Source organism: Patiriisocius sp. Uisw_047, from assembly GCF_047730165.1.
Classification (GTDB): Bacteria; Bacteroidota; Bacteroidia; order Flavobacteriales; family Flavobacteriaceae; genus Patiriisocius.
This window is the reverse complement of record NZ_CP159834.1, coordinates 1,711,927-1,726,497: the sequence shown is the minus strand read 5'-3', so window position 1 is coordinate 1,726,497 and position 14,571 is coordinate 1,711,927. Positions and strand designations below refer to the sequence as shown.

The 14,571-nt window shown below is 38.9% G+C and carries 12 protein-coding genes; 3 read left to right on the top strand and 9 right to left on the bottom strand.

The features are described 5' to 3' along the window. Window positions 1-10 precede the first annotated feature (10 nt). The 7 genes from ABXT71_RS07690 to menA form a co-directional block, all read right to left on the bottom strand. Window positions 11-1,249 carry a T9SS type A sorting domain-containing protein gene (locus tag ABXT71_RS07690; protein WP_415370744.1) on the bottom strand — a complete coding sequence of 413 codons (1,239 nt, stop codon included), beginning with the start codon at window positions 1,247-1,249 and terminating at the stop codon, window positions 11-13. A gap of 73 nt (window positions 1,250-1,322) precedes the next feature. Further along, a complete protein-coding gene (locus ABXT71_RS07685; RefSeq protein WP_415370743.1) occupies window positions 1,323-2,399 on the bottom strand; it encodes an AMP-binding protein in 1,077 nt (358 codons plus the stop codon). A 6-nt stretch (window positions 2,400-2,405) separates the two neighbouring features. After that, window positions 2,406-3,365: a lysostaphin resistance A-like protein gene (locus ABXT71_RS07680; protein ID WP_415370742.1), complete on the bottom strand. Its 960-nt coding sequence runs from the start codon at window positions 3,363-3,365 to the stop codon at window positions 2,406-2,408. A gap of 13 nt (window positions 3,366-3,378) precedes the next feature. Next, on the bottom strand, window positions 3,379-4,422 hold the full coding sequence (locus tag ABXT71_RS07675) for an o-succinylbenzoate synthase (protein WP_415373083.1): 1,044 nt from the start codon (window positions 4,420-4,422) through the stop codon (window positions 3,379-3,381). Window positions 4,423-4,447: 25 nt separating this feature from the next. Then, window positions 4,448-5,350: a phosphatase PAP2 family protein gene (locus ABXT71_RS07670; RefSeq protein WP_415370741.1), complete on the bottom strand. Its 903-nt coding sequence runs from the start codon at window positions 5,348-5,350 to the stop codon at window positions 4,448-4,450. An 82-nt stretch (window positions 5,351-5,432) separates the two neighbouring features. Then, complete coding sequence (locus ABXT71_RS07665; protein ID WP_415370740.1) at window positions 5,433-6,113, bottom strand: metal-dependent hydrolase; 681 nt, start codon at window positions 6,111-6,113, stop codon at window positions 5,433-5,435. A 49-nt stretch (window positions 6,114-6,162) separates the two neighbouring features. After that, window positions 6,163-7,068 (bottom strand): 1,4-dihydroxy-2-naphthoate octaprenyltransferase, encoded by a 906-nt coding sequence (gene menA, locus ABXT71_RS07660; RefSeq protein WP_415370739.1) that lies wholly within the window; start codon window positions 7,066-7,068, stop codon window positions 6,163-6,165. A gap of 129 nt (window positions 7,069-7,197) precedes the next feature. Here menA and ABXT71_RS07655 point away from each other — a divergent pair, with 129 nt between their 5' ends. Next, complete coding sequence (locus ABXT71_RS07655) at window positions 7,198-7,578, top strand: DoxX family protein (protein ID WP_415370738.1); 381 nt, start codon at window positions 7,198-7,200, stop codon at window positions 7,576-7,578. 53 nt (window positions 7,579-7,631) lie between these two features. Here the strand turns inward: ABXT71_RS07655 and ABXT71_RS07650 are convergent, their stop codons facing one another. Both ABXT71_RS07650 and holA read right to left on the bottom strand, forming a co-directional pair. Further along, entirely contained in the window at window positions 7,632-10,226 is a 2,595-nt protein-coding gene (locus tag ABXT71_RS07650) for a hypothetical protein (RefSeq protein WP_415370737.1), read from the bottom strand. Window positions 10,227-10,316: 90 nt separating this feature from the next. Next, the gene (holA, locus tag ABXT71_RS07645; protein WP_415370736.1) at window positions 10,317-11,321 is read right to left on the bottom strand and encodes a DNA polymerase III subunit delta; all 1,005 of its coding nucleotides are present in this window, start codon (window positions 11,319-11,321) and stop codon (window positions 10,317-10,319) included. A 172-nt stretch (window positions 11,322-11,493) separates the two neighbouring features. Here holA and ABXT71_RS07640 point away from each other — a divergent pair, with 172 nt between their 5' ends. Both ABXT71_RS07640 and ABXT71_RS07635 read left to right on the top strand, forming a co-directional pair. Beyond that, window positions 11,494-11,940, top strand: coding sequence for a type I restriction enzyme HsdR N-terminal domain-containing protein (locus ABXT71_RS07640; RefSeq protein WP_415370735.1), 447 nt, complete (start codon window positions 11,494-11,496; stop codon window positions 11,938-11,940). A gap of 82 nt (window positions 11,941-12,022) precedes the next feature. Continuing rightward, on the top strand, window positions 12,023-14,512 hold the full coding sequence (locus ABXT71_RS07635; protein ID WP_415370734.1) for a M14 family zinc carboxypeptidase: 2,490 nt from the start codon (window positions 12,023-12,025) through the stop codon (window positions 14,510-14,512). Window positions 14,513-14,571 lie beyond the last annotated feature (59 nt).

Genomic DNA, 14,571 nt, shown 5'->3' with positions numbered 1-14,571 from the left:
AGTGATACCTCTATATTTTAATTAAAGTCTTTTGCCGTTTCCCATAGTTGGTATGAATATCTAAAATATAGGTACCCGTTGCATATGGAAAATCAAAACTATATTCCTTTTGCTGCGCCACATTCACACGATCTCTTATCAAACGCTTGATAAACTTGCCTTGTGCATCATATAATTCTATCAATACATTATCAATATGTTCAAACTCGATAAGCACATTGAGCTGGTTTTGAACTGGCATAGGAGCTATCGTCACTTTTAGATCATCTGGCGCGGCACTATTAAGAAACTCAGATACGCCTAGACGCATATCATACTTATAGATTTTAGTCCCTGCACAGTAAATCAAGTTGTCACTTAAGAAAACAAAACGATTAAGCGATGCTCCTAGATCTAAAGACTCCCAAGTGTCACCACCATCATTGGTTTCATAAAACCCAGTATTATGACCCCCCATCCATCCTCGGGTATCAGAAATAAAACCAACGGCTTGCACAGAGTTGTCCGGAAAACTTTTTGTCTCCCAAGTATTTCCTCCATCAAATGACTTCACTAATTTACCCTGCATAGCAGATTCTACAGAAGCAAAAATTTTAACTTCATCACGTACTTGCAATTTCCAAACATACTCACCTGCAAATCCAGTATTAAATATTTCTGTCCAGGTATCGCCGCCATCAAAGGTTTCTAGAATCACGCCGCCATCATACCCTCGACCCGAAGTGTAGCCGTGAAATTCATCCAACATTAGTATCTCGACGAGACCATCTGTATACTCAGACATATCTTTATAGGTGAAAGTTTGACCTCCATCTGTAGACTTAATAAGATAGGCTGGACTAAAATAAGCACCTACCCCAAAAATGGTGCTCTCCCCTACCGCATCCATTCCGCAAATTGCAGGCACATTAGGATCTAATGGAACAAGCTCCCAGTCATCGCCACCGTTTGTGGTCGTGTAAAATTTGTTATTGAGAGTCCCGAGAAATCCTACATTCTCATTTAGAAACTCTATGTTTCTAAAATAACCAGAATCTTCAAACTTGAGTTGCCAGTTTAAACCTCCGTCTGTAGTTTTCCATACAGAACCTCCACCTCCATTTGCGGCCCAACCGAGGTCCTCGTTGAGAAAGCAAATATCATCAAAACGAGTGCCGTCAGCGGGAGAATTAGGCAATTCAATCCAGTCTTGACCCAGGCAAATTGCAGTAATAAATAAAATGAAAAAAGATAGTAATGATGTTTTCATAGCGGTGAAAATTTGGCGCTACTAAAATAAGGAAAATATATGAAATTGCCTTCAATGAAAGGAAGGCAAGCATCTAATCAGTATACAGTGTTTTAAAAATATTTTTTACATCTGCACGTTTTATTTTACCAGTTTCGGTGTGCGGAAATTTTGATAAAGTATACACTTTTTTAGGACGTTCATAGGGATCTAAGGATGCAAAGGCTTCAGAATAATTTGGAAGCTGTTCTGTATTTGGCGCCTCAAAAATTAACACGGCTCGCTCTCCTAGCGTCGCATCTTTCTCACCAATAATAACAAAAGGCCTATCTATCATTTTAGAAAGTTTAGCTTCTATTATTTCTGGATGTAATTTATAACCCCCACTATTAATCACGTTATCAAAACGACCCAACCAATTAAATTGAGTCGGGGCTTTAAGCGCCACAATATCATTTGTAATTACAGGTACTTCTGAAATACTAGGAGCATTCACCACCAAGCATCCGCGGTCATCTTGCGAAAACTTCACATCTGGCAAAGCAGAAAAAACTGAAGAAGCAGCTAATCCATTTATTCTTTTTACTGCAATATGTGTAATGGTCTCTGTCATACCATAGGTTTCAAAAACTTCTGTAGGAACCGTTTGCAATCTCGCTCGTAATTCTGAAGAAACAGTTCCGCCTCCAATTATGAGTTTTTTAATTTTATGAATGGCATCTAGTGTGTGAAACACCTGATATGGTACCATTGCCGCAAAATCATATTCGTTATCATACTGCGTGAGGGCATCTTTTTCTGGCGCAACCACATGTAAGTCCCAACCCAAAATCATCGCACGGACAAGCATCATTTTTCCCGCTATAAAATTAACCGGAAGACACAAGAGCGCAGAAGTGGATGCTCCAAGTTTAAAAAATGCACTCGTTGCATGAGCACTTGCAATCATCTGTTTTTTCTGAAGAATAATCTTTTTAGGAGCTCCGGTTGACCCTGAGGTTTGTACTTTAATTTCTAAAGAGTCACTCAACCATTGCGCAATAAACTTCCCTATTTTCTGCTCATAGTCGGCCCCATCGTCTTGTAATTTTTCTGCGAACTCCTTGAGTTCTGGTTCAGAAAATTGCAATCCATTAAAAGTAAACGAAGGATGTAGTAGTGAGCTTGACATCGTTTGCTACTTAGCTATTGTTTCTAAGGCTTCTGGTAATGGCTTGAGTACTTTACCAAAGAGCTTTTCATTCCAGTTAGTCCATTTATATCTTTTAGCCATAATAAAAATTAATAGAGGATATATGACAAAGACGGGCACTACAGCCATAAATCCTACCGTTGGTTCTGCAATATCTTTAAAGATAGAATGTGTCTGGAACACTGTCCAGTCTGCTGTTATTAATAGTGCTCCCACTAGATTATTACCAGCGTGAAAACCTAAAGCAAGCTCCAGACCTTCATCCATTAGCGTAATGATCCCTAAGAATAAGCCTGTTCCTATATAATAGACCAAAATGATATATCCTATTTTATCTACTTCTGGGTTTGCGATGTGCATAATACCAAACAAAAAGGAGGTCACTAATAAGGGAACCCATCTATTACCAGCCAAAACTCCTAGTCCCTGCATAAAGTATCCTCTAAAAAAGTATTCTTCAAAAGAAGTTTGTAGTGGTACTAATACGATTCCAATCACAGCCAGTATTAAGAAAGGTACCAGGTCAAATTGAATGATATAATTATCTGGAGACATATTATAGTCCAACAGTGTGGTTATAATTGTGATCACCGCAATAAGTCCAAATCCAAACCAAACGCGGCCCCAGTCTGTCTTCTTTCTGCTTGTGGTTAATGTGATCCATGGCTGCTTGTGTAAATACTTAACTACCAAATAAAGTGCTAAGAGCCCTACCGCAAAGCTGAGTAACATTAAGAAAAATGTAAGATTAGATTCTAAAACATTGAGCATCACCGCTGGATCTTCTATGGCAGACATATCGCCTCCCTCGCCTAAGATCTTAATCATTAAGGCTGCAATTAATGGCAACGATCCTATTTGTGTTGCTATAAAAACAACTAATAATCCTACAACAAAATAACGCCACCAGTCGTGTAAATAATTATAAGCTTGCGCTATGTACATAATCTAAAAGTATTTAATGATTTAAAATATCTAGGCCCCACTGCGCTGCAATATTATATAGTATTGCGCCATGGTCCACATCAAGCGGCGATGGCACATTATTAGTGTACAAATTACCAGTCCCCAAACCTTGTGGCAAGATACTATTTTTTGTAGACGTATACTGCGCTATTGCATTGAGACCCACATTGCTTTCTAAGGCAGACGTAACCCACCAATCTATGCCCTTTTCCGCTGCTAATGCTATCCAACGATCAGCGCCTCTAAAACCGCCAATAAAACTTGGCTTGAGTATCACATACTGCGGTTTAATGGTGTCTAATAATTTAATTTTTTTCTCTTCAGTAAAAACACCTATTAGTTCTTCATCTAGTGCTATGGCCAATGGTGACTGCTCACAGAGACGTGCCATTTCTTCCCATTGCCCTTGTTTAATGGGCTGTTCTATTGAGTGAATATCCAAGGCGGCAAGTTGCTTTAGTTTTTCTAGGGAGCCTTTCGGCGAAAATGCGCCATTAGCGTCTACTCGGAGGGCTATTTCCTGAGCAGTAAATTCTTTTCTAATGTTCTTAAGGAGGGCTATTTCCGAAGCAAAATCAATAGCACCAATTTTCATTTTTATACAAGAAAATCCATCTTTGAGTTTCTCTTTAATTTGGCTTCTCATAAAGTTTGTATCACCCATCCAAATAAGACCGTTGATGGGAATACTTTTTTCTCCTTTAGAAAAAGGAGTGTCAAAAAGTTGAAAAGGGTCTTGTGCTCGCAGCGATTTAAAGGCTGCCTCCACCGCTATCTGTATGGACGGAAACTGCGTAAGTGCATCATAAAGCACTTTTTCACCTAAAGAAATATGTTCACAAACCCATTGCAATTTTTCTTCATAATCTGGACGATCATCAATACTTAAACCTCGCAATAGTCCACATTCTCCATAGCCTTTTCTGCCATTTTCTTCTAGAATAAGATAATAGGCGTCTTTTGTTTTAAGGATACCGCGAGAAGTACCACTTGGGCGTTTAAAATGTAGAACGTGTTTTTTGCAGGATGCTTTGATAATGATAAGTTAAAAATTAAACACGTTAGAATGTACCTACTACGCCTATTTGATTGCTGCTGAAAGTGAAATTCCAAGCTATTTTTTTGTCTCTATCTTTATAAGAATAAGCGTCTGTATTAAATAAAAACCTGTCCATACAATCTACAACAATAATCCCATAAGCAGCACCAAAAGCCACATCACTTAACCAGTGTTCGCCATTTATTAATCTGGATAATGGCGGTAAGGTTGCAATTGCATATATCCCAGATTTTATCCAAATATTATCAAATTGTTTTGCAATAGAATGCGCCATAGTCACCGCAAGTACGGTATGCCCAGAAGGGAATGAAAAGTATTCCTGAGTTCCCGCGAAGGGCTCAAAAGCGTATTTGTCAAAACCAGATTTAGGACGTGCTCTACCCACGGCCGTACGTGCTAAAATTTGTGAATATCCAGCAACGACAGATGACGATATAATGAGGACTCCCGTTTTACGGACCGCCTCGTTTTTTGTTAGCAACCCAAACCCATAAATACTTGCACTTGCGATTAAAAAGTTGACTGGTTTAGCATAGTAAAAACCATAATCATCTAGGGGTTGTGGGTACGAGTCTTGGTATTGTGTAAAAAAGTTACTCGTCTGCCTATCCCCAAGAGAAATAATCGCAGTACCCGCGATGAGCCCCCCTAGTTTTGCAAAGTCCTCCCCTTTCCAGTGTATGGGTCTCGTAACCGCATGGGTGATGCTTCTAAAAGAAGAACCAGCATCATATTTTGCTAAGGTCCAAACACTGCTACTATCTGCTGGCTTTGTGCGTTGCTGAGCTATTGACCCAAACGGTACTGATAGAAATACAGTGAATAGCACTAGCACGAATAAAGCGCTAGAGGATGCTCTTTTTTTACTCACAAAACTTAAAATAGGAAGAAATATTAAACACATGTAAATGGTCCTTTTTAATGGTTACTCAAATTTACTATTTTATATAATCTGAATATAGATACCTCCTGTATTTAACATCGATTTATAGTTCGATAGCTTCGCCGATATCTAACAACATCAAATCTTTATCTGCGTCATAAAATTTACGTTTTGCTTCTTGATGGTCTATCTCAATATAGCCAAAGGTGTCATAATGCACCCCCAGCACTTTATTACATTCCACAAAATCGCTTGCAGTGATGGCATCATCTATTCCCATTGTAAAGTTATCACCTATAGGTAAAATAGCAAGGTCTAGTTTCGTGCGTAATGGAATGAGTTTCATATCCATAGTAAGCGCTGTATCACCAGCGATATAGATGTTCTTATGCTCTCCTTCAATCACAAAACCCCCGGGTTGGCCTCCGTAAGTTCCATCAGGGAATGAGCTTGTATGAACTGCGTTTACGTACTTTACATTTCCGAAGGCAAACTGCCAGCTACCACCGTGATTCATAGGGTGCACATCAAAGCCTTTTGCTTGATAATGCATCGCTATCTCATAATTACTCACGATCACCGCGCTCGTATTCTTTGCAATCGCCTCTGCATCGAGTATATGATCTTGATGGGCGTGTGTCAACAAAATATAGTCTGCTTTTAGCTCCTTGATATTCACTTTATCTTTTGCAAGATCATTGCCTGTAATAAACGGATCTACGATAATATGGAACTCCCCTATTTTTAACGCCAGCGTGTTCTGACCGTAGTATGTAATTTTCATTTTTTCGTCTTTTATTCCAATTAAACGCTTTGTTTTTGATAGCCGATATTTACAACCAGAATGATACCACTATATGCAAGAAGGCAAAGAAAAAAGTACTTAACGCTACCTTTTTTAGTTCTGGATCCAACAATGCCGGGATCTTATTTTTATAGACTTTAATTGCATTAAAAATCATAGGAAAAAGTGCTATGATAGGTAAAAAAGCGATGCTTAAATCGTAAGCCAAATAAGAATACAGCACTGCAGTAATAGCGGCTCCAATAAGCAATGCATAATGATAATACTTCACCTTTTTCCCTCCAAGAACTACGGCCAATGTATTCTTATTCACCGCCCGATCTGGTATGCGATCGCGCATATTATTTAAGTTCAATACCGCCGTGCTTAAGAGCCCAATAGTCATTGCTGGCAAAAATATGAGGCTTGTTATTTCCGTAGTAAAAAGAAAGTAACAACCTACGACACCTACAAGCCCAAAAAAAATAAATACAAAAACATCTCCCATTGCGCGATACCCGTATGCATTGTCGCCAACGGTATATTTTACTGCAGCAATTATCGCGGCAATACCAAGGTTGAAAAAAATAAACGCTAGCACTAAATTGTCGCTCCCAAAGGCTTGAAAAATGAGCATTGTAGACAATAAAATGGTGATTATTGCCGTCACAATCATTCCGCGTTTTAATTCTCTTGCGTTAAGTAATCCGCCTTGCATAGCGCGCACAGGGCCTACTCTATCCTTATTATCTGTTCCTTTCTTTCCATCTCCATAATCGTTCGCAAAATTTGAAAGCACCTGAAAACCTAAGGTAGTTAACAAAGCTAAAATTAAGATCACCATAGAAAACTCGCCTTCGTTTACAGCGGCAGCGGCAGCCATTAAAATTCCCGAGATAGAAAGTGGCAAAGTGCGCAAACGTGCTGCAGAAATCCAAGCTTTTACTTTTTGCATGTGTAGATATAAGTTACAGCAAAAATAGGGAATTTATATCAAGCCGCAGGCCTAACAATTATTACATAATCTCTTTTCATTTTACATTTTTTTCTTACATTTAAAACTTAAACTTAATCCAAAAACAATATGACTACATCTGGAAGTTTTTCAATAGGAGCATTAGTAATGCGCATAAGCTTTGGCGGCCTTATGCTCACACATGGAATCCCAAAAATGCTTGAAGTTTTTAACGGAAACCTCGAGATTGTAGGCGACCCCTTAGGCATTGGCGCCTTGGTAACTTCTATTCTTGTGATCATTGGTGAGGTAATTTCGCCGCTTCTCATTATTATTGGGTACAAAGTGAGATGGACAGCGATTCCTGCAATCATTACAATGGCCGTTGCCGCATTTATGATTCACGGCGCAGACCCATTAGCAAAAAAAGAAATGGCCTTGCTTTATTTAGCAGGTTTTGTAACGATTGCACTTATGGGCGCTGGCAAGTACAGCGTGAGTAAAAGGTAGTTTTATTTTTGCTTAATAATGTTATTTAAAAAAAGGTGTTGGCTCATTTTATTTTAAAATCCAACACCTAAGCGCACGGCAACACGAAGCCCCTCTTCACTCGAGAATGCAGAAATATTACCCACTAATACCCCCGAAGTATCAAAGAACAAACCACCACCAATAGATGTCTTCCAATCATTTGAAGTGTCATTTTTAATCCATACTCTACCATAATCAAAACCTCCATACACCCCAATATCTATAGGAATTAGTTTTGTTTGTATGCGGTTTATCTTAACACGTAAGTCACTACTTTGGACAAAGGAGTTTAACCCAGTGAAACGTTGATTTCGATAGCCTCGCAAACCAGTTTCAGCCCCTAAACTTGCTCCTTGATAAAACTCAATATTGTTATTAAAATTAATATAAGACGCTAAGCAACTCATGATTTTCATACGCTCTTCTGCATCAAAAGGAAGCCCAATATCAAGCTTTGGATTTGCAAATACGGCATTGCTGGTTTCGGTTATATTAAACGCGCTACCTGCAACCATAGTGACTACTAAATCAAGAAATGGAATGAGGTCTTGTATAGAATCATCGTAATAGGCCGTTGCCGCTAGTTCAATAAAACTATTTTTTGTCGCACTGTCATTGCTTTCATAATAGCTCTGAATAAAGCGACTATTGGTTTCCTCAATGGCAATCGATTTATAGGCTAGTGTTGTTTTTAAAGAATGCCCATAAGGATCACGATAAGAAACCCAAGGTGCGACTTTAAACTTTTGCACCCGTACTCTGTTATAGTCAAGTTTAAAAGTATCTGGATCCTCCTCATTAGGGCTGCTCGACTCATTGCCAAAACCGAAAAAGTTAAGTGTGTAATTAGGAGTAGTGGCTTGTAGATCAAGCCCTATATCAAACTGGTCTATAGCGTGAACCCATTGCCCAGTATACTGCAAATCAAAACCTGAAGCAGCAAAATAAAATGCCGCAGTCAATGTATGTTGTTGCGTAAATGGAGTATGTTGAAAACCATAATCTGTAAAGGTGCTCTCAACTCCTACTCGCAAACCATCGTCCACATTCACCCCAAGCAAAGGCCTTACTTTATTTGTAAAACGCTGTAAACGTTCTTGATCATAGAGGCCCGCTTCTGGCTCATCAATCATGTTCACTTTTAGACGGGTAGAAGAAAGTGTTGTAGCCTGAGAAGAAAAATCATACAAACGAATGTCTTTCTCATTTTTAATATCGTAGCTGTCATTATCTGCTCCACCAAAAATATAGATTGGCATCTGCTTTGCACCAGCACCTAGCACTTCAAAAGAATCATTACCATCAAGACCGTACAACCAAACCTGATCTGTATCCCATTTTCGGATCGTATTACTGTAAAAAAGAACTCCAAGCCCCTCTTTGTCTTGCCCGGTAACTTTAGTGCTTCCGTCTGGCTTTCGTTCTATGATAAAACGATCATTTTTATCAGTTCCTTTTATGATAACGAGTTTGCTGAGTAGCTTTACATAAGCGTTAACCAGCTGCGGCAACTGCTCCCGTCTTTTTTTTAAATTTAAAATTATTTCTTCTGAAATGCCAGCATCAAGTTCCTGTGGGACTCTAGAAAAGGCCTTTTCCATAACTTCGTCTGTGAGTGCCGACTTTAGCTTTTTAGCTTCGCAATCCCAAAAAGATGCATCGAGATTTGAAATCAAGGCTTTGTCTAAAGTAAAGGCGCTTTTATTGAGCCATTTTGGATTCACTAATTCGCCGCTATAGTTTTCTAAATTCCTGCGTTTTTTTGAGAAATAGGTTATCAAACGCATTAACGGACCATCACCCATTTTAGAAAATGCTTGATCGCTATTTTTAGAGATAGGTGTATATACCGTTATTCCATTCGTACTAGAACTAAGCCAATCCCATTGTGATTCGTTTCGATTCCAATCACCTATAAGCATATCAAATATACGCGCTCTTATATATCCAGTTTCATCTATTTTATTTGAAGCACCTGCTCTTAACTGATCCAGCACCTTCTGCGTTGTAACTAGTGTATCGTTTGAAGCTGTGTGATCAAAAGACAACATTTCCGAAGGGATTTGCTTTTCAATATAATAAAGTGCTCCGTCATAATTTTGGGCAAACGTACCGAGAGCGCCGTCGCGAGGGACATAAATCAAGGAGGAATAAGTATGTGGAACTTCTAGATCACGCGCCAAGGAACCTACCACAAGGGAAATATAAGGATGCGCACCCGTGCCCACATCGTCAATAAAATCTGCCGTAAAGGTGTCTTCGAGTTCGCCCTCTTCATATTCCTGCTTTAGCGCTCCATTGTTGAGATATGCTGTTGGATTTTTCCGTAGAGCTCGCAGCACATATTTGTTGCCTTTTGCATCGGCCAATAGTAATGCTCGTGCGCTCTTAGCTCCCCATTGTTTTACAAAATATAAACCGCCTTCATACTTCGCAAGGTCGACAACAGGAGCCGCAACAGGCGTAGCATATGCTTGTCTGTAGCGCTGCCCCCATAGGGAAATATAGAAATAACTTTTTGAAATTTCGGTTTCAGAAAATATACTCGATAATATATTTTCTCCGAAAATTGAATCTTGGACACTCGAATTCGCATCCTGAGCTTGCAATAATACTATATGTAGCATACAGGTACTGAGGAGTAACAAAAAGCGGTTCTTAGACATATAATTTATATAACAGCATTTTTGTAAAGATTGTTGTCATCCAAAACCATATTAATCAAAAATCCCTACTAAAAGCTCTTTCAACAAATCTCCCTGCGGAAGTCCGGAAGCTCCTACTCCTTTACTTTTGAGATCTACATCTCTAATGACTGAAATAATACTGCTCACCTTTTTCATTGGATAGTTGCCAGCTGCTTGTTGATAATCCTTTAAAAAATAGGGATTCACACCAAGCACTTTTGCGGCTTCGCTTTTATTCGTGAGCGAATGATACTTAAGTAGTTTTGAGAAGAAACTATATAATAGAGCGACCGTAAGTACAATAGGATGGTCTTTTGGGTTTTGAGAAAAATATGTAATAATCCTGTAGGCTTTTTTAAAATCTTTTGCCCCAAGTGCGTTCTGCAACTCAAAATTATTAAAGTCTTTACTGATCCCAATATTCCGCTCTATAATTTGAGGCGTAATCTGTTCTCCAGGTTTTATGATAAGGAGTAGCTTTTCAAGCTCGTTATTTACTTTCCCTAGGTCATTCCCTAAAAACTCGACGAGCATTAGTGCCGCCTTAGGTGTAATTGTATGTCCCTTACCTTGCAGCACTCTTGAGATCCAGTTGGGAACTTGATTATCATAAAGTTTTTTACTTTCAAAAAGTTCGCCCGTTTTTTTAAGTACTTTACTTAACTTTTTACGCGCATCCAGCTTCTTATACTTATAGCACATAACAAGCACCGTTGATGGCTGCGGGTTTGTTGCATAGCCAACAAGGTTTTCTATAGTGCGAGATAAATCTTGCGCTTCGCGCACAATGATTACTTGCTTCTCTGCCATCATTGGATATCTTTTGGCATTACTAACGACGTCATCAATAGTGACATCACGGCCGTATAATACCACCTGATTAAAACCTCGCTCTTCTTCGGTGAGTACGCTTTTTGCGATAAAATCTGAGATAGCATCTATATAATATGGCTCATCACCCATTAGGAAATAAATGGGTTTAAAGTTTTTACTCTTTATATCTGTGATGATAGATTTTACTTTATCTAAGGGCATTTTTTAATTTTTGATTTTAGCTATACGATTTTAGATGAATTCAAAACTCGCCACGTTGGTGTACTTCAACTCCAAAGATATCAGAACAGTATGACAAAGTCTTTTCAATATACCTATAGAAAACTCTGAATTCTGCATTCCTAAGTCAGAATTGAAATATACCTTTACAGCAATGCAACAATTACATTTTCCAACGTATGAGTTTCGTTTCAAAAGTAACGAAAACAAACCGATGATTTTTGACGTCATAAGGAAAAAATTTGTGGTACTCACACCAGAAGAATGGGTACGGCAACATGTGGTGCATTTTCTTATGTCAGAAAAAAAATATCCACTGTCACTGATCAACGTTGAGAAGCAAATAAAGCTTAATAAAACAACCAAACGCTATGATATAGTAGTGTTTAACAGCGACGGCAGTATCCATCTCATCGTAGAGTGTAAAGCGCCAAAAATCGAAATCAAGCAAGAAACTTTTGATCAGATTGCTCGGTATAATTTTGTATTAAATGCAACGAACCTGATGATAACCAATGGGCTATCTCATTATTATTGCCGGATGGATTTTGAGAAGGAGCGCTATATCTTTCTAGAGGAGATTCCCGCCTATTTAGAGTAGCTCCTGTATTAGAATTTTATGAGTTGTATTTAAAAAAATAGTTGTTATTTCAATTATCTTTAACCTTCATTAAAATACAGCCATGAAAAACTTTTTATATCTCTTTATTGCGGTTTTTAGCATTTCAGCAACCGCCCAATTACAATCACCTGAGGCTTTCTTAGGGTATGAAATAGGAGCGCAATTTACACGACACGCAGATGTAGTAAACTATTTTGAGCACGTCGCAGAAAATAGCGCGATGGTCACGTATGCTGAATATGGTAAAACAAATGAGCGAAGACCACTCACATACGCTATTGTATCTACGCCAGAAAATCTTGCCAATATTGAGACCATCCGCAAAAATAATTTAATAAATGCCAGACTCGAGACTGGAAGTGCAAATCCAGAAGTTGCCATCGTTTGGTTGAGTTACAACGTTCATGGTAACGAAGCTTCTAGCACAGAAGCTGCAATGGCCACTGTCTATGAATTGATTACTAAAAAACAAGCTTGGCTGGAAAACACCGTTGTGATTATCGATCCATGCGTAAATCCTGATGGTCGTGATCGATATGCAAACTGGTATAATCAAGTAAAATCTACCCCATACGATGTATTACAGACAGCGGCAGAGCACAATGAGCCGTGGCCAGGTGGTCGTCCTAACCACTATCTTTTTGACTTAAATCGTGATTGGGCTTGGGCAACGCAAGTTGAGAGCCAACAAAGACTTAAAATTTACAATCAATGGATGCCACACATTCACGTAGATTTTCACGAACAAGGAATCAATGAGCCGTATTACTTCGCGCCAGCTGCAGAACCATTTCACGAAGTGATTACAGACTTTCAGCGTAGCTTTCAAACAGATATAGGAAAAAATCACGCTAAATATTTTGATCAAGAAGGATGGTTATTTTTCACGAGAGAGCGTTTTGATTTGCTCTACCCAAGTTATGGCGACACCTACCCAACTTTTATGGGCGCCATTGGAATGACTTACGAACAGGCGGGTCATGGACGTGCAGGCCTTGGCATTAATACAGATGAAGGTTTTGTTCTTACCTTAAAAGATAGAGCCGCGCATCACACCACTACGGGACTCTCTACAGTAGAAATGGGAAGTAAGAATGCGACTAAATTAAACACAGAGTTTAAAAAATTCTTCATCAATAGCGATATTGAATACAAGAGTTACGTGCTTAAAGGGAATCCAGATAAATTAAAAGCCTTAACCAACTTGTTAGATAAGCACGATATAAAATATGGTTTTTCTGACGGCGGAAATGTGAACGGTTTCAATTATAGCCAAAACAAAAACGCATCTATGGACGCAACTGGCGCACTCGTTGTCAGCGCTACCCAACCAAAAGGCAAAATGGTCAAAGCCTTATTTGAACCAGATGCAAAATTGAGTGACCCGCTCACCTATGATATTACAGCCTGGAGTATCCCTCACGCCTATGGTCTTGATGCCGTTGCCAGTAAAACAACCGTGGCAGCAAATGGAAGAAACCCATATGTTAAAGAAATCAACCAAGTGTATGCAGGCGCCGCAGGGTATCTGGTAAAATGGAATTCTATGAGCGATGCTCGGTTTTTAGCTGAGTTACTTCAGAACGATATTAAAGTTCGGTTTTCTGAAAAAGACCTAAGTTTTGAAGGAAAGACTTTTGATAAAGGAACCTTGGTAATCACAAAAAGTGACAATAGATCTAACATTGAGTTTGCAGCAACCGTGACAAAAATCGCAAATAAACACGAGCGTAAACTACACGCTTCCAATACAAGTTTTAGTGACAACCGCACAGATTTTGGATCACCAGACATCAAGCTAATTAATAAACAACGCATTGCGATGTTGCGAGGAGATGGCGTTTCATCTTTAAGTTTTGGTTCGTTATGGCATTTCTTTGAGCAAGACTTAAAATATCCAGTAACTAATATTGATACTGGCGATTTTAGCGCAGCTTCTCTTAAAAACTTTGACATACTTGTATTACCAAGTGGTTGGTACGGCAGCAAACTTAACGACGAGGCTATTGATGGCATTAAAGATTGGGTACGCAATGGAGGTAAAATAATCGCAATGGCAGGAGCGGTTCGTTCTTTTGCAGGAAAAGACGGTTTTGATTTAAACCAAAATAAAGCAGCAGAAGATGATGATGAGAAGAAGGAGGAGTCAAAAGGAAACTTAACGCCATATGACCAGCGAGAACGTGAGAACGTAAAAGATTTGATTACTGGGAGTATCTACAAAACAACGCTAGACGCATCTCACCCTATGGCCTTTGGTTATGGAGACAGCTATTACAGTCTTAAGCTAGGAGGAACTTCATACCAGTTTTTGGAAAATGGTTATAACGTAGGCTATATTAAAGGAGCTCCAGAAACAGTATCAGGTTTTTCTGGTGTAGACGCCAAAGAAGGCCTTACAGATAGCATGACTTTTGGAGAAGCGAGAATGGGTAGTGGTAGTATTATCTACTTTGTAGACGACGTAATGTTTAGGTCTTTCTGGGAAAATGGAAAGCTTCTTTTTGTAAACTCCCTTTTCTTTGTGAACAACAACAGGTTTACACTTTAGGGGAAGATAGTTTCCACATTAAAAAAAATAAGGGGTTCATTGCGAGACCCCTTATTTTA